General features: G+C 76.9%; 17 protein-coding genes. 9 read left to right on the top strand and 8 right to left on the bottom strand.

The window, feature by feature from the left end:
* Nucleotides 1-25: 25 nt before the first annotated feature.
* From C0216_RS14260 to C0216_RS14245, 4 genes are all read right to left on the bottom strand, one after another.
* Nucleotides 26-385 carry a peptidoglycan-binding domain-containing protein gene (locus C0216_RS14260; RefSeq protein WP_114055646.1) on the bottom strand — a complete coding sequence of 120 codons (360 nt, stop codon included), beginning with the start codon at nt 383-385 and terminating at the stop codon, nt 26-28.
* Between the two features lie 191 nt (nt 386-576).
* Nucleotides 577-804 (bottom strand): helix-turn-helix domain-containing protein, encoded by a 228-nt coding sequence (locus C0216_RS14255; protein WP_114055645.1) that lies wholly within the window; start codon nt 802-804, stop codon nt 577-579.
* Nucleotides 804-1301, bottom strand: a complete 498-nt coding sequence (locus C0216_RS14250; RefSeq protein WP_114055644.1) for a DUF2975 domain-containing protein — start codon at nt 1299-1301, stop codon at nt 804-806. The genes C0216_RS14255 and C0216_RS14250 overlap by 1 nt, the downstream gene beginning before the upstream one ends.
* A gap of 69 nt (nt 1302-1370) precedes the next feature.
* Complete coding sequence (locus tag C0216_RS14245) at nt 1371-5969, bottom strand: hypothetical protein (RefSeq protein WP_114055643.1); 4599 nt, start codon at nt 5967-5969, stop codon at nt 1371-1373.
* Between the two features lie 250 nt (nt 5970-6219).
* Here C0216_RS14245 and C0216_RS14240 point away from each other — a divergent pair, with 250 nt between their 5' ends.
* The 4 genes from C0216_RS14240 to C0216_RS14225 all read left to right on the top strand — a co-directional run bounded on the left by C0216_RS14240 (nt 6220) and on the right by C0216_RS14225 (nt 14782).
* Entirely contained in the window at nt 6220-6612 is a 393-nt protein-coding gene (locus tag C0216_RS14240) for a peptidase inhibitor family I36 protein (protein WP_114055642.1), read from the top strand.
* Between the two features lie 209 nt (nt 6613-6821).
* A complete protein-coding gene (locus C0216_RS14235) occupies nt 6822-12263 on the top strand; it encodes an ATP-binding protein (RefSeq protein ID WP_114055641.1) in 5442 nt (1813 codons plus the stop codon).
* Nucleotides 12260-13903 (top strand): hypothetical protein, encoded by a 1644-nt coding sequence (locus tag C0216_RS14230; RefSeq protein WP_162793203.1) that lies wholly within the window; start codon nt 12260-12262, stop codon nt 13901-13903. Before C0216_RS14235 ends, C0216_RS14230 begins: the two co-directional genes overlap by 4 nt.
* A 138-nt stretch (nt 13904-14041) precedes the next feature.
* A complete protein-coding gene (locus C0216_RS14225; protein WP_174250395.1) occupies nt 14042-14782 on the top strand; it encodes a class E sortase in 741 nt (246 codons plus the stop codon).
* 32 nt (nt 14783-14814) lie between these two features.
* On the opposite strand, the gene C0216_RS14220 is transcribed toward C0216_RS14225, so the two are convergent.
* Nucleotides 14815-16539 (bottom strand): acyl-CoA dehydrogenase family protein, encoded by a 1725-nt coding sequence (locus tag C0216_RS14220; RefSeq protein ID WP_114055639.1) that lies wholly within the window; start codon nt 16537-16539, stop codon nt 14815-14817.
* A gap of 101 nt (nt 16540-16640) precedes the next feature.
* Nucleotides 16641-17207: a PadR family transcriptional regulator gene (locus C0216_RS14215; RefSeq protein ID WP_114055638.1), complete on the bottom strand. Its 567-nt coding sequence runs from the start codon at nt 17205-17207 to the stop codon at nt 16641-16643.
* A gap of 153 nt (nt 17208-17360) precedes the next feature.
* Here C0216_RS14215 and C0216_RS14210 point away from each other — a divergent pair, with 153 nt between their 5' ends.
* From C0216_RS14210 to C0216_RS33870, 5 genes are all read left to right on the top strand, one after another.
* On the top strand, nt 17361-18629 hold the full coding sequence (locus C0216_RS14210) for a hypothetical protein (RefSeq protein WP_114058663.1): 1269 nt from the start codon (nt 17361-17363) through the stop codon (nt 18627-18629).
* A gap of 206 nt (nt 18630-18835) precedes the next feature.
* Nucleotides 18836-19339 carry a hypothetical protein gene (locus C0216_RS14205; RefSeq protein ID WP_114055637.1) on the top strand — a complete coding sequence of 168 codons (504 nt, stop codon included), beginning with the start codon at nt 18836-18838 and terminating at the stop codon, nt 19337-19339.
* On the top strand, nt 19336-20931 hold the full coding sequence (locus C0216_RS14200; protein WP_114055636.1) for a carboxylesterase/lipase family protein: 1596 nt from the start codon (nt 19336-19338) through the stop codon (nt 20929-20931). The genes C0216_RS14205 and C0216_RS14200 overlap by 4 nt, the downstream gene beginning before the upstream one ends.
* A 165-nt stretch (nt 20932-21096) precedes the next feature.
* Nucleotides 21097-22320 carry a cytochrome P450 gene (locus tag C0216_RS14195; RefSeq protein ID WP_114055635.1) on the top strand — a complete coding sequence of 408 codons (1224 nt, stop codon included), beginning with the start codon at nt 21097-21099 and terminating at the stop codon, nt 22318-22320.
* Nucleotides 22321-22439: 119 nt separating this feature from the next.
* Nucleotides 22440-22595, top strand: coding sequence for a DUF6131 family protein (locus tag C0216_RS33870; protein WP_174250394.1), 156 nt, complete (start codon nt 22440-22442; stop codon nt 22593-22595).
* Between the two features lie 165 nt (nt 22596-22760).
* On the opposite strand, the gene C0216_RS14185 is transcribed toward C0216_RS33870, so the two are convergent.
* Both C0216_RS14185 and C0216_RS14180 read right to left on the bottom strand, forming a co-directional pair.
* The gene (locus tag C0216_RS14185) at nt 22761-23114 is read right to left on the bottom strand and encodes a hypothetical protein (RefSeq protein ID WP_162793202.1); all 354 of its coding nucleotides are present in this window, start codon (nt 23112-23114) and stop codon (nt 22761-22763) included.
* 28 nt (nt 23115-23142) lie between these two features.
* The gene (locus tag C0216_RS14180; protein WP_114055632.1) at nt 23143-24621 is read right to left on the bottom strand and encodes a hypothetical protein; all 1479 of its coding nucleotides are present in this window, start codon (nt 24619-24621) and stop codon (nt 23143-23145) included.
* Between the last annotated feature and the right edge of the window lie 108 nt (nt 24622-24729).

Here is a 24729-nt window from a genome sequence, read left to right as displayed (position 1 = left end):
CGGCCCGCGGACCGGCGCGGACCTGTCAGCGCGGGTAGGGGTCGTAGCAGTCGGGGACCGGGTCGTAGAGGACGGCCCAGGTCCTGGCGCCGATGACGCCGTCCCGCGGGAGGCCGTGGCAGCCCTGGATCCACTTGACCTTGTCGAGGGTCTTGGCACCGAAGATCCCGTCGACGGCCAGCTTCGGCACCCCGCCCCAGATGTTGGAGAGGCACTGCGCCTGTTTCACGGACGCCCCCGTGCTGCCCTGCTTCAGGACCGGCCGGTGACTCGTCGAGGTGTACGTGCACCCGCCGGGCGCGGCGCTCGCGGAGGGTGCACCCGCGCCGAGCACTGCGGCGGCCAGGGCGGCGGCGGTGAGGAGGGAGGCGGTCCGGCGTTTCATGGCGGTTCCTCTCGGTAGACCCCAGCCCGGCGGTGGCACTGGGTGACAGGGCCGTGACTCTACGGAGCTGCGGTCCGCCTGTCGACACCGCGGGGGCGAACTCCGGCCACCGCGCCCGGGTCGAGGCCCACCGGAAGGTGCACCGTACCCATTGTCGGGGCCGGCCGCCCGCCCGCGACCGGAGGCCGGCGTCAGCCCTCCGCGGGGCCGTCGCCGCCGGGCTCCCAGCGCAGCAGGTCGCCGGGCTGGCAGTCGAGGGCCTCGCAGAGCGCGGCCAGCGTCGCGAACCGGACGGCCTTGGCGCGCCCGTTCTTCAGCACCGCCAGGTTGGCGGGGGTGATGCCCACGCGCTCGGCGAGCTCGCCGACGGACATCTTCCGCCTGGCCAGCATCACGTCGATGTCGACGGTGATGGGCATCAGATCACCTCGTCCAGTTCGGCCTGCATGCGCGCCGCCTCGACGTCCCGCGCCACGGCCTGGCGGAGCAGCGTCCGCAGGACGAGCACCGTCAGGGCGACGCCGAGGGCGGCGAGGGACACCCCGCAGATGAGCAGCACGATGCCCGGCGGCACGGCTTCTCCGGGTGCGAAGAGGACGGCGAGGGCGAAGACGAGGGCGGCGGCCGCGACGACCGCACCGATGATGACGTCCACGTACCGGAACGCCGCGTGGGAGAAGACCGTGCCGCGGCGGACCATCGTCAGCAGCCGCCACACGCAGACCAGCACGACCTCGACCGCAGCGACACCGAGGACGGTGATCACGATGCAGGGGACGCGCAGGTGGGAGAGGTCGCCCCCGCCGCCGTCCATGTCGGCCGCCAGCAGGGGCACCATCACGCCCTGTACGAACAGGCAGCCCGCCAGCAGCATCGCGAGCACGCAGCGCAGCGCGAGCACCATCAGCCTTCCCATCACCACTCCTTCGATCGACTCACGATGGGAATCTATCGATTTTCGATAGATGCGGCAAGAGGCTGCCCGTCACGACCCAGGGCGGGACGCCTCCCAGGCCCGGGCGAACAGCTCGTGCGGCGGCAGCGGCGCCAGCAGCCGCAGGTACGGGCTGTGGAGCCCCTTGCCGTACACGTGCGCGAGGTGCGGCCCGGTCTTCGCCGTCTCCAGCGGCAGATGGGGCGCCTTCAGGTCGGTCCACTCCCCCGGGGCGAAGACGGAGCGCCCGGCGCGCGCCCGGGAGCCGGCGACGACCGCGCCGGCGGCCACGAGTTCGGCCTGGGCCGCCTTGTGCCGGCCGGCCGTCCAGCCGTTCCAGCGCCGGATGTTGCGGTCGGTGGGCCGGGCCAGGGCCAGCAGCTGGAGGTACAGCGCGGCCGCGTCCGCTCCGGTGCCCAGGGTGCGGGCCGCATCCGCGACCAGGTCCGGCGCACTCCGCGCCGGGTCGTTCTCGCAGCCCCCGGCCGGAACCGGGGTGGCCGCGGCGCGGGCGGCGATGCGGGCCAGGCCGTCGAGCTCGTCCCGCAGCTCCAGCAGGCGTCCGCGCAGGTGGTCCAGGCGCAGGTCCGTGCAGAGCCGGGCCGCCCGCCCGACGCGCTCCGGGTCGGCGAGCACCGCCGTCCGCACGAACACCGCGCCGGCCCCCGTCTCGACGACGAACAGGCCGTCGTCGAGGACCCGCGGCGCCTCCACGCCCTCGTCCAGCGGCTGCGGGCAGGGCAGCAGCGGACCCTCGTACGGGGCGAAACCGGGCGCACCGGCGAGAGCCGGAGCCGGCGGGTAGAGGACGGGCACCAGCGTGCCGGGGTCGTCGAGGACCGCCCGGAGCCTGCCGTACAGGCGCAGGGCGCCCGCGGCCGCCGGGTCGCCGACGGGCCGCTCGGTGAGCGCCCACACGACGGCGGTGGCGGCGGCGGTGTGGGCGGCCGCGGTGCCCGACACCCAGTCGCCCGGGGTTCCGTCCTCCCGCAGCAGGTGGAGCCGGACCCGGCCCGAGGGCTGGACGGCGAGGGCGAAGCCGTGCTCCCCGAAGGCGCCGGCGGCCCGGCCGGCCGGGAGGGCGCGCGCCCAGCCGCCGCCGAGGCCGGCCTCCGTCTCCAGCGCCTCGGCCAGCTCCTCGTCGGCGTACTCCGCGGCACCGAGCAGCGCCGCCCACACCTCGGCCATCCGCAGGGCGGCCGCGGCCATGCCGCCGGGCTCCCACAGCTCCGCCGGGTCGTCCGGGAGGCCCGCGGCGAGGAGGGCTCGCCGGCCGTCCTCGCCGAGCCGGTGGACGAGGCCGTCGTACTCGTGGACCAGCGGCCCGGTCAGCCGGTACGGCGTCTTGCGGAGCAGGGCGCGGTGGTCGTCGTGCCGCTCGCGGGCGGGCAGCCCGGCCAGCGCGAGCAGGCCGATGCTCCGGCGGGCGCCGGTGCGCCGGCAGAACGCCTCGACGGCCTCCTCGGGCACGGCCAGCGGCCCCCGCTCGGCGAGGAGCGCGAGGAGCCGCGGCAGCCGCCGCGCGTCGTCCGCGGCCTCGACGGTGCGGCACTCCTCGGCACCGGCCGGGGCGGGGTCGGCGGCGGGCTGGAGGAAGGGGACGAGTCCGCGGCGGGGCACACCGGAGGCGAGGGTTCCGCCCGCGGCCCGGCAGGCTTCGACTGCGTCCTCGCGGGCGCGGCCGGTGCGCCAGGCGGTGCCCGGCTCGGCGAAGGGCTGCCGGCTCCAGACCTCCAGGAGCGCGGCGAGCGCGGCGCGCTCCTCCGGGTCGGTGTGCGCGACGGCGGCCCGCCAGGCAGCGGCGCCGATGGCGCCGACGAGGACGGCCCATTCGGCGGGCTGTGCGGGCGGGGCCAGGCGCCGGGTCTCGTCGTCGATATCGCCGCGCAGATGGCGGCCGTCGGCGGCGACCGCGGTCAGCAGCGCGGGATGCGCCGCCGGTACGGGCGCCCCGTACCCGCGGATCTCGGGCAGGAGGCCGCGCAGGGCCGGCTGGAGGACGGTGTCGGGGACCGGCGAGGGCAGGTCGGCGACGGGCCCGGACCGCATGAGGGCCACGCGGCGGGAGAGTTCCCGGCGGCGGCGCAGCACGTCGGCGGCGAGCCGGGCCGCGCGGGCGACGCCGTCGGCGATGCGCGGCTCGGCGATCCCGGGCAGGGCGGGGCGCGCGTCGCCGCGCAGGGCCGCGTCGAGGAGGGCGCGTACGGCGGCGGCGTCCGCGGTCCGCAGGGCCTTGGAGGCGGCCTCGTCGCGCGGGGCGAGGAAGTGCCAGAACGCGGGCGGCGGGACGGGGCCCGCCTCCTCGCCGAGGGTGGGGGCGGTCCTGGCGGCCCGGGAGTCGGAGCCGGGGGCGCCGGGGAAGCCGCGGACCTGCCACAGCAGGGAGTTGTCGGCGGCGGAGTGGCAGCGTACGGCGGTCTCGTCGACCAGGACGGCGTCCTCGCCGCCCGCGGGCAGGGCGAGGATGCCCCACGGGTGGCGGCCCCAGGTACGGGTGCGGTAGTCGGCCCGGCGGCCGTCGGCGGACTCCAGGCGGAACTCGCGGGGCGAGTGGCCGCTCCAGGGGACACGGTGCAGGACGCGGCAGCCGGCGAGCCGGCCGTCCTGTCCGAGCGGGGAGGCCGGCGCCCCCTCGGGGAGCGCGGCCAGGGTCCGGAGGTCCTCGGAGTCCTTCCAGCCGTCGGGGGCCTCGCCTGCGCCGCCGATGCCCGGGGAGGGGCCGTCGCCGCTGCGCCCGCCGGTGTGCGGGTCGACGGGGGCGCGGCGGCGGTCCGCGCGGAAGACGGGCGCGCTCCACAGCCGCTGCCCGTCGCCGAGCATCAGGTCGTGGCCTCCGATGCCCTCGCGGCCGCCGGGGCGCAGGACGCGCTCGCCGTCGTGGCGGCCGGTGCCGTCGGCGGTTTCGAAGTGGTAGCCGAGCCCGCCGTGGATGAAGCCGCCGTACGGGCTCAGCCGGGACCGGTGCTGCGGGGTGAAGACCTCCTCGGGGCGGGAGGCCCAGAAGGCGTGCCCGCCGCCGGCCGTGCGCTCGTCGGTGCTCCAGGCGACGAGGAAGTCGCCGCCGACGTGGTGCACGGAGTGGGAGAGGGCGCCTGCGGGGAGCCGGAACGTGCAGGAGGCGCGCTCGCCCGCGTGGTCGACCGCGACGGCGCGGGTGGCGCCGTACACGGTCAGTACGGGCCAGGTACTGGTCACCTGGACGGTTTCGCCGGGCGGGAAGCCTGCCACGGCTGCGTCGAGGGCGGGCCAGCCGAGCTCCTCGGGCAGTCCGGCGTGCAGGGCGCGGGCCAGCGGGCCCGTCAGGTCGATGCCGGCGAGGGCTTCCTCGATGCCGTCGAGAGCGGTGGCGGTCGGGCGGTCGAGGAGCTCCCGCAGCTCGTTCACGGCCTCGTCGGCGGCGGCCAGGCCGCCGCCGCGCAGGGCGCCGAGGAGGCCCTCGATGCGGTGGTGCACCTCGGCGGCGATGCCCGGGTTCTCCGGGAGCCGGGTGATGGCCGTGCCGGCGCCGCGCAGCCCGGCGTGCACGGTGCCCTCCAGCCGGGGGCCGAAGACCGGGTCGGCGGCGAGCGAGGTGAGGTCCCGCCGCGAGCGGTCGCCCCAGAACTCCAGGCGGACGGCCGGGCCGGGGTCCTCGACGGGGATGCCCTCGGCGAGGCAGGCGTCGAGCAGGTCGGCGTCGATGCCCGGGTGGCGGTAGCGGTCCTCGTGCAGCCGCACCGGTGCGCCGGCGGCCTTCAGCCGGGGTGCGCACAGGGCGACGATCTCCAGCAGCTCGGCGGGCATCGGCTGGCGCATGACGCCGCCGCCGGCGACCTTGCGGTGGCCGTAGGTGCGGGCGTACCGGCGCAGCCAGTCGGCGAGCCCGCCGTCGGGCACGGCCCGGCCGGCTGCCGCGGCCGCGGCGGCGCCCGAGTCCAGCAGGAGGCGCAGCCAGGCGGCGGCGTCGGCGCGGGACTCGGGGAACAGGTCGAGGAGGGGAGCGTGCAGCCCGTCGGCCGGAGGGCGTGCGGCCAGGAGTTTCGCGAGGGCGAGGAGCAGCCGGTCGGGGACGGCCCGGCCGCGCGCGGCGGCGACGAGCGGGCCGAGGATCCGGGCGTCCTCGTCGGTGCCCGCCCCGGCGGCGCGCGCCGATGCGCGCACCCGCGAGGCCAGGTCGGCCGGCAGGTCCGCGGACGCCGCGGGCCAGGCGGCGAGGACCCGTACGAACTCCCCGTGCGCGGCGGCGGGCTCCAGGAGGCCGGCCAGCCACGGCTGGTGCCCGCTCAGGTCGGCGGCGGCCAGGGCGCCGTGGCGGGCGTGGAGCAGCACGTTGGCGCGGTGCCGGTCCGGGTCCGCGGGCAGCCGGTGCGCGTGCTCGGCCTTGCGGGCGAGGGTGTGGGCGCGGGCGGCGCTGCGGGGGTGGACGGGGATCAGCCGGTGCGCCACCGTCTCCCAGAACCAGGGCAGATGGGGCGGGGGCAGCCGACGCGCCTGCCGCTGCATCGTGTCGAGGAAGGCTCCGGGCTTCGTGTGCGCCGCCCGGGCGCCGGCGCACAGGGTGTCGAACAGGGCGCGGGCGGCAGGCTCCGCGCCGGGGTCGTGCGCCTGCACCCAGTCCGGGTAGACCTGTGACGTGCTCGGATCGGACGGCAGCGGGATCGGGAGGCTCATGCTGCGATCCTGCCAGCCGGTACCGACAGGCCTCGCGGGGTGGTCGCCGTGCCCGGCGCTGCGCGGGGGTGCGCCGGGTGTGCGCCGTGGTGTGCGCTGGGGTGCGCAGGGGTGTGCCGGCCACGTTCGGGTGACGCAGCGTATCCACCGGCAACGCAGCGCGATCCCGGCGGTACGTTGATCTTGGCCCCGGCGCGCCGCCCGGCGCAGGCCCGGGCACCCCTGACCCCCTTTCACCTTGGAGTACTTGATGCTGCGCCGTGCTGCCCTGTTCGCTGCGACCGCCCTCGTCGCGCTGCTGCCCTCCTCCCCCGCCGCAGCCGCCCCGGCCGGGTCCGCGGTGCCCGCCGCCGCACACGTGACCACCTTCGAAGGCTCGAACTGCCCCCGGGACAGCCTCTGCCTGTACCGCGACTACGAGTTCACGGGCGGCGGCATCGCGCTGCGCGCCGGGGACGCCGCCCCGTGGCTCGGCGACCTCCGGTTCAACGACCTGATGTCGTCCTGGTCGAACGACAGCGGGGTGGTGTGCCACTGGACGTCTGACGCGTACGGGGGCGGCGACGCGCACGTCATGCACGACGGCTACCGCGTCAACGTCCTGCCCTGGGAGAACGACACCGCCTCCGCCGTGTACTGCTGACGCCAAGTCCCGGGAGAATCCCGGGAATCCGCTTACGCCGGACCGCGCCTCTGGCAAGATCCGTGCATGCACACCGAAAGCGACCGGCCGGGCGCCTGGTCAGCGCAGAGCGCTGCCCGCAGGAGGCGTCGAGTGGTGTTACCGGATGGCCTGATCACATCCCTTTCGAGGCAGGGTGCGCGGCCGCGCACCGGGATCGGGGTGACCCCGTGAACAGGAGCCTCGACGCAGGGCGGATCGAGGAGATCGAGGCGGCCGGGCGGTCGCTGCGGGAGCGGTCGGCGGCCCTGGCCGACGCATTCGAGGCGGCGGCCGGGGCGGTACGGGCCGGCAGGCCCGGGCCGGCCCCGCTCGCCGGGGAGTACGCGGCCCGCGAGTCCGAGCGGTCCCGCCTGGCGGCACGGCTCGCGGCGGCGGGCCGCACCTGGGGCCCCGAAGCGGGCTTCGCCGAACTGGACGGCCTGTTGGCCGAGTTGACGGCCGAGGCGCATGCGGCCGCGCAGCGGGAACAGGAGTTGCAGAGCCTGAGGCAGACCCGCGCGGGCCTGCGGACCCTGCTGGACGGCACCGCCGCGGACGCCCCGCACCGGGAGCCCCTCGAACAGTCCCTGGCCATGATGGACCAGCAGATCGCCGACCTGGAACGCCTGCTCCACCCCTCCAAGCCGACGGAACCGGCGCCTGCCGCCGGCGACCACGCCACCGGCCAGGACTCCGCCGCGCAGCCGCCCGCGGGACCGGCGCCCGCCGCCGGGCACGGCACCGCCCAGGCGGAGCCGGCGCCCGCGCAGCTCCCCGTCAGCGCAGGCACCCGATCCGGGCCTGCGGACCACACCCCGTCCGGCTCCCACCGCGCGGAGGGCCCGAGCGCCGTGCCCACCGCCGCCCGGGCCACCGTCCCGGCACAGCCGGTCGCCGCACACGACGCCGGCGGCGGAGTCACGGCCGGATCCCCGTCTGCCGGGACCGCCTCCCGCCCCGTGAGCGACGCGGACGCCCAACCCGCCGCCCCGGCGGCCCTCCCCGAACCCGCGCAGGCCGCCGCCGCAGCCGCGGCCGGGGCGGCGCCGACGGACCGCATCCCGACGGGCTCCCCGCGCACGGGTGCCGGACACACCGCTGAGGACGCCCCCGTCTCGGCCCACACGGCACCCCTGCCGGACACCGGCGCCGGAGCCGCCACCGGTGGCGCGCTGCCGAAGGGTGGCGGCGTACCGCGGCCCGCTCCCGGGCCCGACGCCGCCGGGCCCGGGAGCGGCCGGCCGCCGGGCGGCGCCGGCGACCGCGCCCCCGCGGCCGCCGAGGCCGCGCCGCGCCCCGGTTCCTGGGAGGCGCCCGACGGCAGCGAGTCGCCCGTCGCGCGGCTCGTCCGCGAGGGCCGCTTCGCGGAGGCCTACTGGCTGACCGTCGGCTCTGCGGAGCCCGCGCACCGCAGCGAGTGCCTCGCGTTCGCCGCAGCCGCGTTCTCCTGCGGCGACGAGGAGGAGGCGGTCGCCGTGATGACCGGCTTCGACCCGGACCTGGAGGCGCTGGACGCCGACCGGCCCGCCCTCGTCCTGGCGGCGGCCGCCTCACTGCGGGCCGGACTCCTCGCCGGCTGGCCCAACGACCTCCTCATCCAGACGGAGCTCACCTCCGCCCTGCCCGGCAACTGGGGCAAGCTGCTGGAGCGGACCGTCGACGCCGTCCGCCGCTACCAGCGCCTCGACCTCGGTGCGACCCGCCTGGCCGGCGACTCCGAGCCCGCGCTCAGCCGGGCCCGGCTCGCCGCCGAGGCGGCGGAACTCCTCGACGCGCTGCCCCGCCAGCGCATCGGCTACCCCCGCGCCACGCAGGTGCGGTCCCGGCTGATCGGCTCCGAGCAGCCCCTCGGCCGAGCCCTCGCCGCGATCAGCGTCTGGGCGGAGGGCACGTCCGGTCCGGCCGAACTCGACGCGATCTGGGAGCTGTTCCGCAAGCGCGGCTCCGCGGAGCGGATGATCGAGGAGGCGGACGCCGCGATCCGCACCCCCAAGCAGGCCAAGGAGCCGATCGAGGCGGCCGCGAAGCGGGCCCTGCTGCGCACCATCGAGCAGGTCTGCGACCTGCTCTCCCGGGCCAGGGCGCTCGCGGCCCCGGCGGTGGACGAGCGGTCGGACTCCGTCACCGCCCTGCGCCACGCCCTGGACCAGGTGCGGGAGGCGGACGCCCCGCCCGGCGTCGAGGGCGCCGCGGTACTGCGCCTGCGCAGCTGGCTGCTCGGCGACGACCGCTCCCCCTCGGGCGCCGTGCCCGTACGCGACCCCGACGGCGACCGGACGGCCGGTCCGCCCGGCGCGCAGGCGCTGCTGGCCGCGCCCGACCTGCCCCGCGCCGCCGACGGCACCCCGCTGCCCGCGGAAGCCGGGTTCCGCGAGGCCGTCCTGGCCCTGCTGGAGCCGGCGGACGCCCGTACCGTCCTCGCCCGGTACTGCGAGCGCGGCGACCTGCACCTCGCGGACGCGCTCGTCGCCGCCCTCGAACAGGACCTCGTACCGGCCATCCCCGCCGGGCTCGACGCCGTGCCCGGCGACTGGCGGCAGCGGCGCGACGCCGAGTGGTCGCGCTGGAGCGCCGCGCACCGCAGGGCGCACGGCGCGGCGGGCACCCTGCTCGCCGAGCTGCGCACGCAGCAGCTCAACCTCCAGGTCGAGCGGGAGCTCGTCGGACGCCTGGAGCGGCTGAAGGCGCCGACACCCGAGGGGGCGTTCGGCCATGCCGCGGCCGGCATCCGGATCCTGGAGTCCGAGATCCGCACGCAGGTCGACGAGTACGTGCGGCGGCTCCGCGAGGCGCTCGCGCTGCTCGACCCGTCCGCGCAGGACAGGCGCCGGGTCACCTCGCTCCTCGACAACCGGGACACGGTGACCGCGGAGGAGTGCCTGTCGCTGCTGCGCGAGGGCAAACCGCTCCCCGACTGGAGCGCCACCGACTCGGGCGCCGAGCTGGAGCGGTTCACCGCGGGCATCGAGCTGGCCGGCGTCCGCAAGGCGTCCGGCTCGCAGGGCTACTCGGCGCGCCCGTGGGCGGAGTTCTACCTGGCGGGGCAGCCGCTGACCGAAGGCGCGCGCAGCGGCCTGGAGTCCTGGGACGCGCTGTGCCGGCCCGCGACCCGCGGCTCGGAGTGGCAGCGGCACGTGCCGTCCGTGCTGCGGGTCATCGGCCTGGAATGCCAGGCGACCCCGGTCCGCGACCACCAGCACGAGGTGCGCGGCGTGCTCCGGCTCACCGCCCGGGCGCACGCCAGCGAGACCGTTCCGGGATATGTGGCCGCGCTCGGGTCGGCGGCGTCCTCGTACACGATCCTGGTCGTCTCCGACGAGCAGCGCGGCCGCAGCCCGCTCGAACTCCTCGACAGCTCCGACTCCGGCGCCTGCCTGATCATCTACCTGTACCCGCTGGGGCTCGCGGGGCGCCGCGAGATGGCGGCTCGGGCCCGGACGGCCGCCTCGCAGAGGGCGCTCGTCATCGACCCTGCCGTCTTCGGCTGGGTCGCGGCCCGCTCGCCGCGCTCGTTCCGGGCGGCGCAGCGGGTGACGCTGCCGTGGACCGCGTACAACCCGTACACGCCGTTCGTGGCCGGGCTCGTCCCGCCGGAGGTGTTCTACGGCCGGCAGGAGGAGATCGCGACGGTCACCGACCGGTTCGGCGCGCTCTTCCTGTACGGGGGGCGGCAGTTGGGCAAGTCGGCGCTGCTGCGCAAGGTGCAGGCGTCGTTCCCCGGGACGCCGGACCGCAAGGCGATCTACGTCGACCTCAAGGCCCGCGGTGTCGGCGAGGCGGAGCCGGCCGAGCGGATCTGGCCGGTGCTGGAGGAGGAGCTCAAGCGGGTCGGCGTGCTGCGCGCCGACCGGGCCGCCCACCTGGCGCCGGACGCGGTGCTGGCCCGGGTGGAGCGGTGGCTGGAGGAGAACGCGGACCGCCGGGTGCTGGTCCTCGCGGACGAGGCCGACGCGTTCCTTACGGCGGACTCGAAGGCGGTGCGCGGGCGGGGCGGGGAGGCGACGTTCGCGAACGTGCTGCGGCTGAAGGGGCTGATGGACCGCACCGACCGGCGGTTCAAGATCGTGTTCGCGGGTCTGCACCAGGTGCAGCGGTTCCGGCACCTGTCGAACGTGCCGCTGACGCACGGCGGCCCGGACGTGCTGATCAGCACGTTGAAGCCGACCGAGGCGCAGCGGCTGGTGGTGGAGCCGATGGCGGCGTTCGGGTACCGGTTCGAGCGGCCGGAGCTGGTGTGGCGGGTGCTCGCGGCGACGAACTACCAGGCGTGCCTGGTGCAGATCTTCTGCGAGCGGCTGGTCGCCGCCCTGCGCGGCAAGTCCCTCGCGTCGGCGCAGTGGCCCATCACGGTCACCGACGAGGACGTGCGCGCCGTGACGGGCTCGGCGCAGGTGCACCGGCACATCGCCGAGCGCCTGCGGATCACCATCAACCTGGAGGACCGCTACCGGGTGCTGGCGCTGGTCATCGCCCTGCGCAGCCAGGAGGACGGCTTCCAGGGCGGGTACGACGCCGACGATCTGCTGAGCGCGGCGAAGAGGCACTGGAAGGTGGGGTTCGGCTCGCTGACGGCGAGCGACGTGCGGATCTACCTGGACGAGATGGTGGGTCTCGGCCTGCTCATCCAGCTGGCCGACCCGCGCCTGTACGCGGTCCGCAGCCCGAACGTGGTGAACATGCTCGGCACCCGCGAGGACCTGGAACTGGAGCTTCGGCAGACGGAGTTCGACCTGCCGTACGACTACAACCCGCGGTTCTCCCGGCGGTTCGTCGGCCATGACCGGGAGGGCATCGCCCGCTACAGCCCGCTGACGGAGCACCAGCTGAGCCTGGTGACGGCGCCGGGCGTGGCGGCGGTCTGCCTGACCGAGGCGCACGGCCCGGCGCTCGTCGAGGCGGCCGTGGAGTCGTACGCGAACGCGCGCGAGCTGGCCGTCCGCAGGGCCGGCCCGGACACGCTGGCGGAGGCGATCGCGCAGGACGGCGGGGCCGGCAGCCCGAGCGTGTTCCTCGTCGACCTGCGCGGCCGGCCGGCCGCCGAGGCGGCCGTGTGCGCGGAGGCGCTGCACGCGCACACCACCCCGGGGAAGGGGCTGCCGCACCGGGCGGCGGTGCTGCTGGTGGACCCGGACGTCCCCGTCCGGCAGAACACGTTCGTCGCCGCGGTGGTGCACCCGGAGCGGTGGAACGCGGACAGTCTGCGGGCCTGGCCCGAATGCCCCTTCGACACCCCGGACAAGCGGCGCCGCGTCATCGAGCTCACCGGCGGCTGGCCGAACCTGCTGGAGCGGACGGTGCACCGCATCGCCCGGGAGGGCTCGACGCTGGAGGCGGCGCTGGAGGACGCCCGCGGCTTCACCGGGCAGGCCGGCTTCGCGCGCAGCCACCTGGCGCGCGTCGGCCTGGACGACGGGGTGGTGGCGGTGCTGGCCGAGTGGGCGGCGTACGTGGAGCCGGGCGAGGGCTGTACGTACGCCGACATCGCCTCGGTGACGGGCCTGACGCTCGGGCAGGTCGATGCGCTGGTGCGCCGGCTGTCGGACACCGGCGTCCTGGACGACGGGCCGGACGGCTGCTCGCTGGACCGGATCACCTTCCGCGCCCTGCAGGCCGCGGCGGACCCGTCGTGAGGCGTGGCTCCTCCGCGGTGTCCGCCGCCTCCCTGCCGGGGGTGCGGCTGTGGACGGGCCGGGTGCTGGAGGACCTGCGGGCGGGCCGCAGCTGCCTGTGCCTGCTGCCGCGGACTCCGGCGGGCGGCGCCGATGCGGCAGCGGTGCTGGACGAGCTCCTGCACGAGCTGGGCGACTTCGTCCTCCTGCCGGCCCCGGGCCCGGCGGACGCGGCCGCCCCGCGCGGGGCGGGGCTGCCCGGGCCTCCGGCCGCGGCGGCCCCGCCGCCGGGCGGCCCGTGGACGGACACCGCTCCCGTCCTGGACTACGACGACGGCCTGTCCGCCTTCGGCGTCGGCCCCCGGGGCGGCGGGCCGGTCCCTTCCGATGCCGCGTCGGCCGCGGGCCGGGATACACCGGCCGCACACGGCCCGGCGGGGGGCGGGGAGCCCGGTCCCTCCGCGGCGGGGCGGGCCCCGGAGCGGGGGCGGCCGACGGCCCACGACCTGGCCGACCGGGTCCTGAAGGAGCTGGGCGCCGCCGCGCCCGGCGCCGACAGCGGCCCGGCGGCGGGCGTGGACGGGCTGCTGCACCGGCTGACGGACGGCTCCGGCGCCGCCTCGCGGGTGGTCGTGGTCCGGGGCTGGCACGAGCCCGTGCCGGCGGCAGCGGCGGAGCTGCTGCGGCGGCTGGCGGCGGCGGTGAAGGCGGCGGGCCTGCCGCCCGAGCGGCGGCCCCGCCTGCTCGTCCTGGCCGGGCCGTCGGGGCTCGCGGCGGAGCTGCCGGAGCAGGTCGCCCGCGACGACGTCGCCGTCCACTGGTGGTGGGGCGTCCACGGACGGCTGGACACGGCGACCGTCGTCGCGATGGCCCGGCCGCCCGCCGCGGGGCGGGCCGCCCGGCACCAGCTGCTGGAGGCGGTGGCGCAGGCCACGGTGGTGGAGGTGTGCGGCCCGTTCCTGGACCTCGCGGAGCGGCTGGCCGCGGAGTGGGACGGCAGCCCTGACACGCTGCCGCCGCAGCTGCGCCGCCTCCTGTGCGACGAAGGCCTCCTGCCCGGCGTCCCGGATCCGGACGACGCGGCCCGGACGGTGCCCGCGCCGCGGGGGCCCGCACCGGGCGCGGCGCTCCCGGCACCGGCCGGCGCCCTGCGCGAGCACTGGGACCGGGGCCTGGCCGACCGCTGGGACGGCCGTCTGCGGCACTGGCCGGGCGCGGCGGCCCGCCGGGATCCGCGTACGCAGGAGACGGGAGCGCCGGTGTGGGACTGGGAGTGGGAGCACGGCGTGCGCACCCGGATATGGCTTGCGCAGAACACCGCGCTGCTGCCGCTGCTCGACGAGGCGCGGGAGGCGTTCACGGAGGTCATCCGCAGCCGCTCACGCCTGCCGCTGCCGGATCTGGCCGCCCGGTACGGCCCCCGCCGCGACGGCGTGCCCGGCCCGCGCCCCGGCACGGCCGCCGCCCCCGGGTCGGCAGCGGCCCTGGCCGGGATGGAGCTGGGCGACATGTGGCGGGCCCACATCCAGGGGGACGCCCGCCTGAGCCAGCCCGAGGCGGACCGCCTGAGAACCCTGTGGCGCTCCCGCAACAGCCTCTCCCACCGCGAGGCCCTGGACAGCCCGCGCCTGGAAGGCCTGGCGGACCACCTCACCCGCTGACTCCCCCTGCCGCAGCCGGCAGGCGGGCCAGGTCACAGGGGGTGGGGCTTATGTTCCGGGTGCTCCCTATGTCACCCTTGCGGGCGAACCGGGCCACCCCACCCCGCACGGCCCGGCGGATCCCCCTCGGACGAGCCCATGACCTTGATCTTCGTGCCCCGCGCGGCAGCCGCCCTGGTGGCCGGTGCCGCCACCGCGGTGCTCGCCGCCTGCAGCCCGGATGCGGCGGCCCGCCCGGCCGTGTCCTCCGCCGGGGCCGGTGCCGCCACCGCAGCGGGGGCTTCCCTCCCGACCGCCTCCGGGGCGGTCGCGGCGACGCCGACGCCGTCGCCGTCCGTGTCGGCCGCCGTGCCGAAGCAGGCCTCCGTCCTGGGTATCCCGTCCGTCGGGATATCCGGGCTGCGGGTGGTCCCGTACGAGGGGACCACCGACGACGCCCCCGGCACCCGCATCCAGGACCGCGGCGTGGCCGCCAGCCCGTACGGGGAGCGCGGCGGTGTCGGGCCGGGGCAGGTGGGGAACTTCCTGGTGACCGCGCACCGGCTGTCCGCGGGCGGGCCGCTGCGCGACCTGCCCTCCGTGAAGCCGGGTGCCGAGGTGCACGTCACGCTGGACGGCGTCACGTACACGTACGAGATCACCGCGACGCGCAGCACGTCGTTCCGGTCCGAGCGCTCGCTCGCGGAGCAGCGCGCGGCGGTCCCGGGTGCGCCCGGCCGGGCTCCCACCCAGGCCATGATCACGATCTCGACGTGCGCGACGCCCGAGGACGACGCGGCGGGCAACTTCTGGCGCGACCCCCTCGGCAACCCGGAGCACCGCATCGACAAGGTCGGCGTGCTCCGCCGCACCGCCCCGGCCGACGCGCCCGCCGGGTAGCCGGTCGGGACGGGCGCGTCGGGGAGCGGCTGCTAGGGAGCCATCTCGTACGTGCCGGACAGGGCCTCGACGCGCTCCCAGACCCTGGCCGAGCGCTCGGCGTCGGCGACCGGGCGGCGGACCGCGGCGAGCGCCCAGGCCTGCTGCGCACCGGTCGCCGAGTCCTTGCCGTGGAGCTCGACGGCGTGGCCGGAGAAGTCGCGGACGAGGACGGAGAAGAGCTCGTCGAGGACGGACTCGTCCAGCCCCGTGAGGCGCGCCTGCTCCAGGATCAGCTGGGCGTGCACGACGAGCGCGAACAGCTGGCCCACGGAGAGCAGGAAGTCGAGGTCTCGGCTCTGCTGCTCGTCGGGGGCGTTGGCGGCGACGAACTCGCAGAGGGCGTCGGCCTGTTCGCGGAAGCGGGCCACGTTCGGCAGCTCGGCGTACGCGTCGAAGGCGGGCCGCCAGTCGTGGAAGCGGACGGAGCCGAGGCCGCGGGCGGGGCCCTGCCGGAACAGGAAGTCGTCGTCGGCCGCGTCGAGGCGGGTCGGCACGGCCGGGTACTCGGCAGGCTCCAGCAGGTGGTTGCGCATGAACTTCAGGATCAGCGCGAGGTTGACGTGGACGGTGCCCTCCAGCTTCGGGAGGCTGCGGATCTCGACGGCCGCCTGCGCGAAGTAGTTGTCCTTCTCGAAGCCCTTGGCGGCGATGACGTCCCACATCAGGTCGATGACCTTCTCGCCCTCGGTGGTCACCTTCATCTTCGTCATCGGGTTGAAGAGCAGGTAGCGGCGGTCGTCGGGGCCGGCGGTGCGGAAGTAGTCGACGGCGCGGTCGCTGAACAGCTTCATCCCGACGAGGCGCACGTACGCGTCGGCCAGCTCGCGCCGCACGTGCGGGAACGCGGTGACGGGGCGGCCGTACAGGATGCGGTTGTGGGCGTGGGTGACGGCCTCGTACATCGCGTGCTCGCAGATGCCGATGGAGGCGGTGCAGAGGTTGAACTTGCCGACGTTGACGGTGTTGAGGGCGGCGTCGAAGGCGGCGCGGCCGGTGTGCAGGACGTCCTCGGCGGCCACCGGGTAGTCCTCCAGGCGGAACTCGCTGACGAACTTGGAGGAGTCGACGACGTTCTTGACCAGGTGGTAGGCGGGGTGGCGGCTGTCGGCGGCGAAGAAGACGTACGCGTCCGGGCCCTCCATGTCGGTGCGGCGGCCGAAGACGGAGACGAGTCCGGCGGCGTTGCCGTTGCCGATGTAGTACTTGGAGCCGGTGGCGCGGAAGCCGCCGCTGCCGTCCGGCTCCAGCAGCATGTCGGTGGAGTAGATGTCGGCGCCATGGGTCCTCTCGGACAGGCCGAACGCGAACACCTCGCCCTGGGCGAGGAGTTCGGCGGCGCGGGCGCGGGCGGCGGCGTTGCCGCTCTGCCAGACCGGGCCGAGGCCGAGGATGGTGACCTGCCAGGCGTACCAGTAGTCGAGCCCGTAGAAGCCGAAGATCTCGTTCAGGGCGGCGATGCGGGCGGTGTCCCAGCGCTTGTCCGGCTCGTCCGCGCCGGCGGCCGAGGCCGGGGTGAGGAAGGTGGCGAAGAGGCCCTCCTTCGCGGCGAACGCGAGGAAGTCGGCCAGCCAGGCGCGGTCGCGGTAGTCCTCGATCAGCTTGCGCTTGCCGCGGGCCTCGAACCAGTCCACCGTGGCGCGCAGCAGCCTGCGGGTCTCGGGGTCGAAGTGCGCCGGGTCGTAGGTGTTCGGGTGGAACAGCAGCGGGTCGGCCATGGAGGGTCACCTTCCGAGGGGTCGTGGGTCGAAGGCCTGAGGCCTGGGGCGTTTCGGTGCGGGGGCCCGCGGTCGCGGCCCGCGCCGCGGGAGGAGCCGGCTCAGCCGGCGGGCGGGGCCCCGGCGAGCCGGTGGAGCGTGGCGAGGACGTCGTCGAGCCAGGCGATCGTCATCCGCTCGTACGCGATCCCGCCGCGCAGGACGACGTGCTGGAGCTCCTGCCCGGCGTCGAGCGGGGTCGGGGCGCCGGGCCCGGTGAAGTCGCGCAGCTCGCCGGCGAGGTAGTGCGCGAGCCGGTCGCCGTGCACGGCGCGGTGGCGTTCGACCTCGCGGACCAGGGCGGCCGGGTCGTCGAACGCGGCGCCGCGGATCTTGACGGCGAGGTCGTGGCGCAGGCTCTCCGGCTCGATGGGCTCGTGCAGCCAGGCGGAGAGAAGCGCCCGGCCCGGCGCGGCGACGGAGTACTCCTTCTTGTCCGGCCGGCCCTGCTGGGGCACCTCGCGCACGGCGAGCAGGCCGTCGGCCTCCATGCGCTTGAGGACGCGGTAGATCTGCTGGTGCGTGGCCGTCCAGAAGTACCCGATGGACCGCTCGAACCGGCGGGCCAGCTCGTAGCCGGAGCCGGGCTTCTCCAGGAGCGAGACGAGGATCGCGTGTTCGAGCGCCATGCCGCCGATCTTTCTATGCAACGAGTTGCATAGGCAAGGTCCGCCCGGTGAGACACGCCTCACTCACCGGCGCGGACGGGGCGCGGGCGGCTGCGGTCCGGGCGCGGGAAAAGGCGTTGCCGAGCCGCAGGCCCCCTGCGGATGATCAACGCGATGACGAACGCATTCGACGACGTACGGCGCCTGACGGCCGCCGGCGACATACCCGCAGCGGTCCGCGCCCTCCGGCCCCTCGCCGCCACCGAACCCCTCCCCGCCCTTGCCGGGCAGGTCGGCGCCCTGGCCGCGGCCGTCGGCTACGACGACCTGGCCGGCGCAGCCGCGGAGGTCGCCCGCCGGCCCGTCGGCCCCCGGTCCCTCTACGACTTCGGCCGCCGGTGCACCGAGCGGGGGATCGCCTTCCTCGCCGTCCCGGCGCTCCGGGAGGCCCTGCGCCTGGCCCCCGACGTCCGCCCCGTGCTGTACACGCTGGCCACCGCGCTGGAGGCCGACGACCGGCACGCCGAGGCGGTGGAGGTCCTGCTGCGGCACGAGGGCATGCTGGAGCCCTGGCCGGGCCGCTACCTGCTGGCCTTCAACACGCTGCTCGCCGGCGATGCGGCCACCGCCCTCGACCGCATCGCGCGCCTGCCGGATCCCCCGGACAGCGGGTGGGGGTGGGCCCACGCCCGGCTGCGGCGGATGGCCGGCCGCGCCGAGGCCGTCGCCGGGTTCTCGCCGCTGGACGGCGGGGACCTGCGCGGCTGGCAGTTCGCCCTGACCGGCACGCTGCTGGGCACGCTCTCCCCGTACGGCTTCGGCGTCATGGCCGGCCGCTACGGCTACCTCGGCGACAGCCACGCCGGCTGCCGGCGCGGCCTCGACCGCCTCGCGGCCGCGCTCGGCGCCGCCGGCGTCCGGCCCGCCGCCGTGAGCGCACTGCCGGGCCGCTCCGACCGCATCCTCGCACTGGCCGCCGCGGAGGTCCTCGGCGTGCCGCTGGAGCCGTACGCTCCCGGCCGCACCGACACCGTCGTGGTGGCGTACGACCTCGCCGCCCACGGCGAAGAGGTGCTCGGCGGGCTGCGCGAGCGGGTTCCCGGCCAGGTGCTGTACGAGCACGCCGGCTCCTGGACCGAACCGGACGGGGTCCCCGCGGACTTCACCGCCCTGCAACGGCAGTTCGGGACGGAGCCGTGGGGTGCGCAGCTCGGCCCGGACGGCCGCGGGCCCGCCGACGACCGGCCCGAGGAGGACATCGCCCGGGACGTCGTCGCGGCCGACCCGTCCGACGACCCGTCGGCCTCGGACCGGGAGGACGGCGCCCCCGACGACGGCGACCCGGCCTTCGCCCGCTTCACGACGGGTGCGGCCGCCCTCTGGCTCACCGGCCCCCGCCTCCCCGCCGGCTTCACGGGCCCGGTGCGGAGCGCCCGCTTCTGACCCGGCCGCTCCCGCGGCGCGGGGCCCGGTCCGCGGGAGCGGTGGGGGCGCCGGCCCGCCGTGCCGGGTTCGCGGCCGGTACGGCTGCGGGTGCGGGAGGACGGGGGATGGGGGAAGCTGGCGGTGGTGTGGGATCGCCGTTCCGCCCGCGCCGACGCGCCCGCGGCGCGGCACCGTGCGGAGCGGCCGTAGGCAAGGAGGCGCCCGTGGCCACAGCCGGAGTCCGCCGACACGTTGCCATCACAGCGCGCGCCCGCAGGGTCGCGGTCGCCGGTGCGGCCGTGGCACTCGCCGCGGCCACCGCCTTCCCCGCCGCGGCGGCCGCACCCGCAGCCGCGCCGGCCCGCGCCCCGGTTCCGGCGCCGACACCGCCGCCCGTCGTGGTCGTCGACTGCTTCGGGGAGCCCCAGGTGCGGCCCGAGGAGTACCTCCTCGCCTGCGGCGACGGCAACAACCGCCTCGTCGGCCTGCGCTGGACCGAATGGGGTGCGAAGACCGCCGCCGCCACCGGGACCGACATGGTCAACGACTGCCGGCCCTACTGCGCCGCCGGCCGCTTCCGGCCGTACCCCGTGCGGGTCACGCTCAGCGCCCCCGAGCCCTGGCCGGACCGCCCCGGCACCACCCGCTTCACCCAGATCCGGCTGACGTTCCCCGAGGCCGCGCCGGCGCCGATCCCCCACGACGTCACCTACAAGCTGGTCTATTGAGGCCCGTCCGCTGCGCCGCCGTACTGGCGGCGCTCGCGCTGCTCGGGCCCGCCCCCGCCGGGGACGCGGCCGCGGGTCCCGTCGTCCGTACCGACACGGGCGCCGTGCGCGGTACCGCGGAGGGCGGGCTGCGGCTGTTCCGCGCGATCCCGTACGCCGCTCCCCCGGTCGGCGCGCACCGCTGGGCGGCGCCCCGCCCCGCCACCCCCTGGAAGGGCGTCCGCGACGCCACCCGGGCGGGGCCGCTGTGCCCGCAGGTGCCGAACCCGTACGCCCGGATCTCCAGCGTCCGGGAGGACTGCCTGGTCCTGAACGTCACCGCCCCGGCCCGCGGGGCGCGGCGGCCGGTGCTGGTGTGGATCCACGGCGACGGCACGGTCGGCGGCGGGCGGTTCTTCGACGGCCGCCGCCTCGCGGAGCGCGGCCTGGTCGTCGTCACCGTCAACTACCGGCTCGGCGTCTTCGGCGGCTTCGCCCATCCCGGCCTGCCCGGGTCGGGGACGTTCGGGCTGCAGGACCAGCAGGAGGCGCTGCGCTGGGTGAGGCGCAACGCCGCCGCGTTCGGCGGCGACGCGGAGCGGGTGACGGTCGCCGGGTCGTCGTTCGGCGCCGCCGCGATCACCGGCCACCTGACCGCGCCCGGGTCGCGCGGCCTGTTCCGGCACGCCGTCCTGTCCAGCGGCGAGGGCATGATGGACATGCCGGCCGCGGCCATGGGCGAGGGCGTGCCCGCGTACCCCTGGTACACGTGGCGGACGGTGCGGGAGATGGAGGAGGCCGGCCGGCGGACGGCGGCGGCCCTGGGCTGCGGGCTCCCCGACGCCGCGCGGGCGCTGGAGTGCCTGCGGGCGGTGCCGGTGGGGCGGGTGCTGGGGGTGCCGTACGTGATGAACGCCTTCCAGGCGTTCGCGTACGGCGGCGAGGTGCTGCCGGAGCTTCCGCCGCGGGCGCTCGCCGCGGGCCGGTTCGCGCGCGTACCCGTCCTGTCGGGGGCGACGCGCGACGAGCACCGGCTGTTCGCCGGGCTGATGTACGACGCGGCGGGGAAGCCGCTCACCGGGGAGCGGTACGCGGCGCTGCTGCGGACGGCGTTCGGGGCGTCGCGCGCGCCCGCCGTACGCGCCGAGTACCCCGACGGCGGCTCCGTGCCGCCCGCGCACGCGTGGGCGGCGGCGGTCACGGACCGGATGTGGGCACGGGGCACGTACGCCCAGCACCTGGCCCTGGCCCGGCATGTGCGCACGTACGCCTACGAGTTCGCGGACCGGGACGCCCCCTGGTACCTGCCGGCGGCCGGGCCGTTCGACTTCGGGGCCTACCACGCGGGCGACACGCCGTACCTGTTCGAGGAGGCGGAGGCGCGGCGGCGTTTCACGCCGGCCCAGGCGCGGCTCGCGGACGCGATGGCCGACTACTGGGCGGCGTTCGCGCGCGACGGCGTACCGGCGGCGGACGGGTTCCCCCGGTGGCCGGCCTTCGAGGCGGGGGCGGGCGTGCCGTACACGCAGTCGCTGGCGCCGGGGCGCATCGGGCCGGTCGACTACGCGCGGGAGCACCGGCTGGCGTTCTGGGAGCGGTTGGAGCGGCCGTAGGGCCTGTACTGAGGTCCGCGGGCGGCGTGCGCGCGCGGAGGCGGTCTTCCCGGCGGGCGGGCGGGCCCGGCAGGATGCCCGCTGCAGCGGGACGGCCCGCAGCGGCACTGCCGCGGGTGCGGCCCGATCCGATCCGACGCGAGCGACCAGATCCGGAGGCCCCCTGTGGCGTGGCACGACCAGGCGACCCGGGACGAGCTGTACCGGGACCCCTATGAGCTGTACGCCCGCGCCCGCCGGGCCGAAGGCCTCACGTACGTGCCGGAGTTCGAGGCGTGGCTGGTCGCGCGCGACCAGGACATCCGGGAGGTGCTGCGGCGCGCCGACGACTTCTCCTCCGCCAACGCCCTGCTTCCCGACGTCACTCCGGCCGGGCCCGCGCTGGCCGTGCTCGCCGGCGGGTTCGAGCCGCGGCCGACCGTGGTCTCCTCGGACGGTGCGGCCCACCGCAGGCACAGGGCCCCGCTGAACCGGGGCCTGGCCGCCGGCCGGGTCGCGGCGCTGGCCCCGTACGCCCGGGAGTGCGCGCGGGGCCTCGTCGACGGGTTCGCCGCCGACAAGTCCGCCGAGCTGGTGGAGGCGTACGCCCGCCGGCTGCCCGGCATGGTGGCGGGGCGGCTGATCGGGCTGGACCCGGCGGATGTGCCCGCGGCCGTGCGCGGCGGCTACCGGGCGGAGGAGCTGCTGTTCCGGCCGCTGCCGCCGGACGCGCAGGCGGCCGCCGCGCGGGACGTCGTCGCCCTCCAGCACCTGCTGGACCGCTGCATCCGCGAGCACCGGGCCGAGCCGAGGGAGGACCTGTGCTCGGACATGGTCGCCGCGCTCGCGCCCGGCCGCGGCGAGCTCACCGCCGACCAGCGCCACGAGCTGGTGGCGAACCTGCAGAACCTGCTGATCGCCGGCTTCCTCACGACCTCCGCCCTCGTCTCGACGACCCTGCTCCACCTGCTCTCCCACCCGAAGCAGTGGCGGATGCTGTGCGCGGACCCGGGCCTGATCCCCGCCGCGGTGGAGGAGGGAGCCCGCTTCGACACCGCCCTGCAGGCGTTCCGGCGGCGTACGACCCGCCCTGTGGTCCTCGCCGGCACGCACCTGCCGGAGGGGGCCTGCGTCCTCGTGGCGTTCGGGTCGGGGAACCGCGACGAGCGGCGGTACGCGCGCCCCGGCGCGTTCGACATCCGGCGCGCCGAGAACCGGCCGCACCTCGCGTACGGGCACGGCCCGCACGCCTGCCCCGGCGCGCGGCTGGCCCGCCTGCAACTGCACACCACCCTGGAGGTGTTCACGCGGCTGCTGCCCGGGCTGCGGCTGGACGGGGACCGGCCGCCGCCGCGGATGCGGCCGACCCTGATCGACCGCTCGCCGGAGGCGCTGTACGCGGCGTGGTGAGCGGGGCGGGCCCGGGCCGCGGGAGGGCTCCGGAAACTCGGGGGCTGCGGGACGCATGGCTCGCCCCACGGGGGTATACGCAGAGCGTCCCCCCCAGGCAGAGGGTGCAGGAGGTTGTCGTGATAGCGCTCGGAGTGATTCTGCTGATCCTCGGCTTCGTGTTCGGGATCTCGATCCTGTGGACGATCGGCCTGATCCTGTTGGTCGTGGGCCTGGTGCTGTGGCTTCTCGGTGCGGCCGGACACGCGGTGGGCGGTCGCAAGCACTATTGGTGAGGGTCGCGGCCCGGCTCCTGTCCAAGAGCGCGCCGGGCGGCGCGGCACGCCGGTTGCACGGCGTCCGCGCCGCCCGGCGCGTGTCCGGGCCGGATACGCGCGGCCCCGGCAGGCACGGCGCCCTCCCCGGGCGGGCGCCCGCCGCCCGCCCGGGGCCTGGGCCTGTCAGCGGCGATGGCCGGACACGCCGTGGGCGCCGCGGCCCACCCAGTCGCGGTGCACGCTGCCGCTGATCCCCCGCAGGGCGAGTCCGAGGCCGGCCCGGGGCCCCCAGCCGCTGCGCCGGGCGGCACAGAGCCTCTCCAGCCGGCCGGTGGTGCCGTCGGGGCTGCGCTCGTCCTCGGCCGCGGTGTCCAGGAAGAGGCCGCCCGTGGCACCGGCCCCCTGGAGGAGCTCCGGCCAGAAGTCGACCGTGTCTCCGCCGTCCGGGCCGGCGGGCGGGTCGGCGCGAGCAGGGTGCCGCGTACGGCGGGGTCGCGCCGGGCGAGGTGGGCCACGGCGGCGCGGTGGGCCCGCCACCAGGCGGCGGTGGCGGACAGCCGCGCCTTCACCCGCGGGGCGCCACACGGGCCGCATACCCACCAGGCAGGTCGAAGACGGGCCAGGCCCGGGCGTACTGCGGCGCCTGAGCGCCCCCGGCGGTGATCACGGCGACCGGCATCCGCCGCCCGAGCGATGCCAGCCCGTCGGCGGTGGTGCTGCCGTCGTGGCCGCCGACCTGGCGGGATGCGCAGCCCGTGTAGTAGGCGAGCGGGATGGCCCCGTCTCCGCTCAGCACGCAGGGCCGGCGCACGTCCAGCCGGTGCAGGGCCGCGGCCGCGGCGGCGAGTTCCCGGTGCCGGTCGCGGCTGCGTTCGCTCAGGCGGAGGAGCACCGCGGCCTGCACGGCGACGTGCAGCACGAGGACTCCGGCCAGCGCCCCGTACGCGGCCCTGCGCCGGCCGGCGGTGTGCGCACGGGCCCGTACCGCTCCGAAGGCGGCCGCCACGCACTCGGCGACCGGCACGGCCAGCAGGGCGTAGGCGGGGAGCAGGAAGCGCGGGGCGGCGTAGTCCACGGTGAACAGGTAGGGCAGGGCCAGGCACACCCCGACGGCGGCGGCCACGGCGGCCTGCCGGCCGCGGCCGGCCCGGCGGGCCGCGACCGTGCCGGCAGTGACGAGCAGCGGAAGTGCAAGCCACCAGGCGGCCGTCCAGGGATGGCTCCACGCTGCGTCGCAGGGCCGGCACAGGGTCACCCCGACGAGGCTGCGCGCATGGTCGTCGACGGCGAAGTGGGCGCCGATGCCGCCCTGGATCTCGCTGGCGCGGGCGAGGCGGGCGGCGAGTCCGCCGTACGAGGTATACGCCTCCACCACCCAGGGCACGGCCCCCGCCAGCACGCCGACGGGCGGCGCGGCCCACAGCAGGGGCCGCCGCAGACCGGCCGTCAGCAGGGCGGCGCCGGTGAGCGGGAGCGCCAGCCACACCCCGTCCACGGGCCGCATGACCGTCACGAAGGCGACGGCCGCACCCGCGCACGCCGCAGCGGCCCGACCGCCCCCTGCGGGCCGCTCCGCCCGGAGCAGCCAACCTGCCGCGGCGAGGGCGCCCAGCGCGCACCACAGGTTGGGCATGGCGCGCGGGCCGTAGTACAGGGTGACCCACAGCCCGGCGAAGAGCAGCCCGGCGCAGCCGAGCACGGGCGGCGGAAGCAGGCGCCGCCACACTCGCAGGACGAGGAACAGCGCGCCGGAGGAGAGCAGGGCGAGCCAGATGCGCAGCGCGGTGGTCGAGGTGGTGAGCGCGGCGACGGGCGCGGCGAGGTACGAGATACCGCGCGCCCGGGGCGCGGAGAAGAACGCGGCGGGTGTCCCGGGCTGCACCTGGCTCACGTAGACGATCTCGTCCCAGCCGAGGGAGGAGCCCGGTACGGCGACGGCCAGTTGGACGAGGGCGAACACGGCGGCGGACCCCGCCGTCCAGGCCAGTGCGGATGCCCCCGGGACGGGCGGGGCGGTCGGCGGGGCGAGGCGGAGTGCGCCCATGTCCGGTCCTTCCTGTGGCGGGGGGGCGCCGACGACGGAGCCGACGCGAACGACGAGCCGACGCACACGACGACCGGGCCGCTACCGGCGCCCGGCCCCGTATCGGCT

The organism is Streptomyces globosus (assembly GCF_003325375.1).
GTDB lineage: Bacteria > Actinomycetota > Actinomycetes > Streptomycetales > Streptomycetaceae > Streptomyces > Streptomyces globosus_A.
This window is presented reverse-complemented; position numbering and strand designations above follow the sequence as displayed.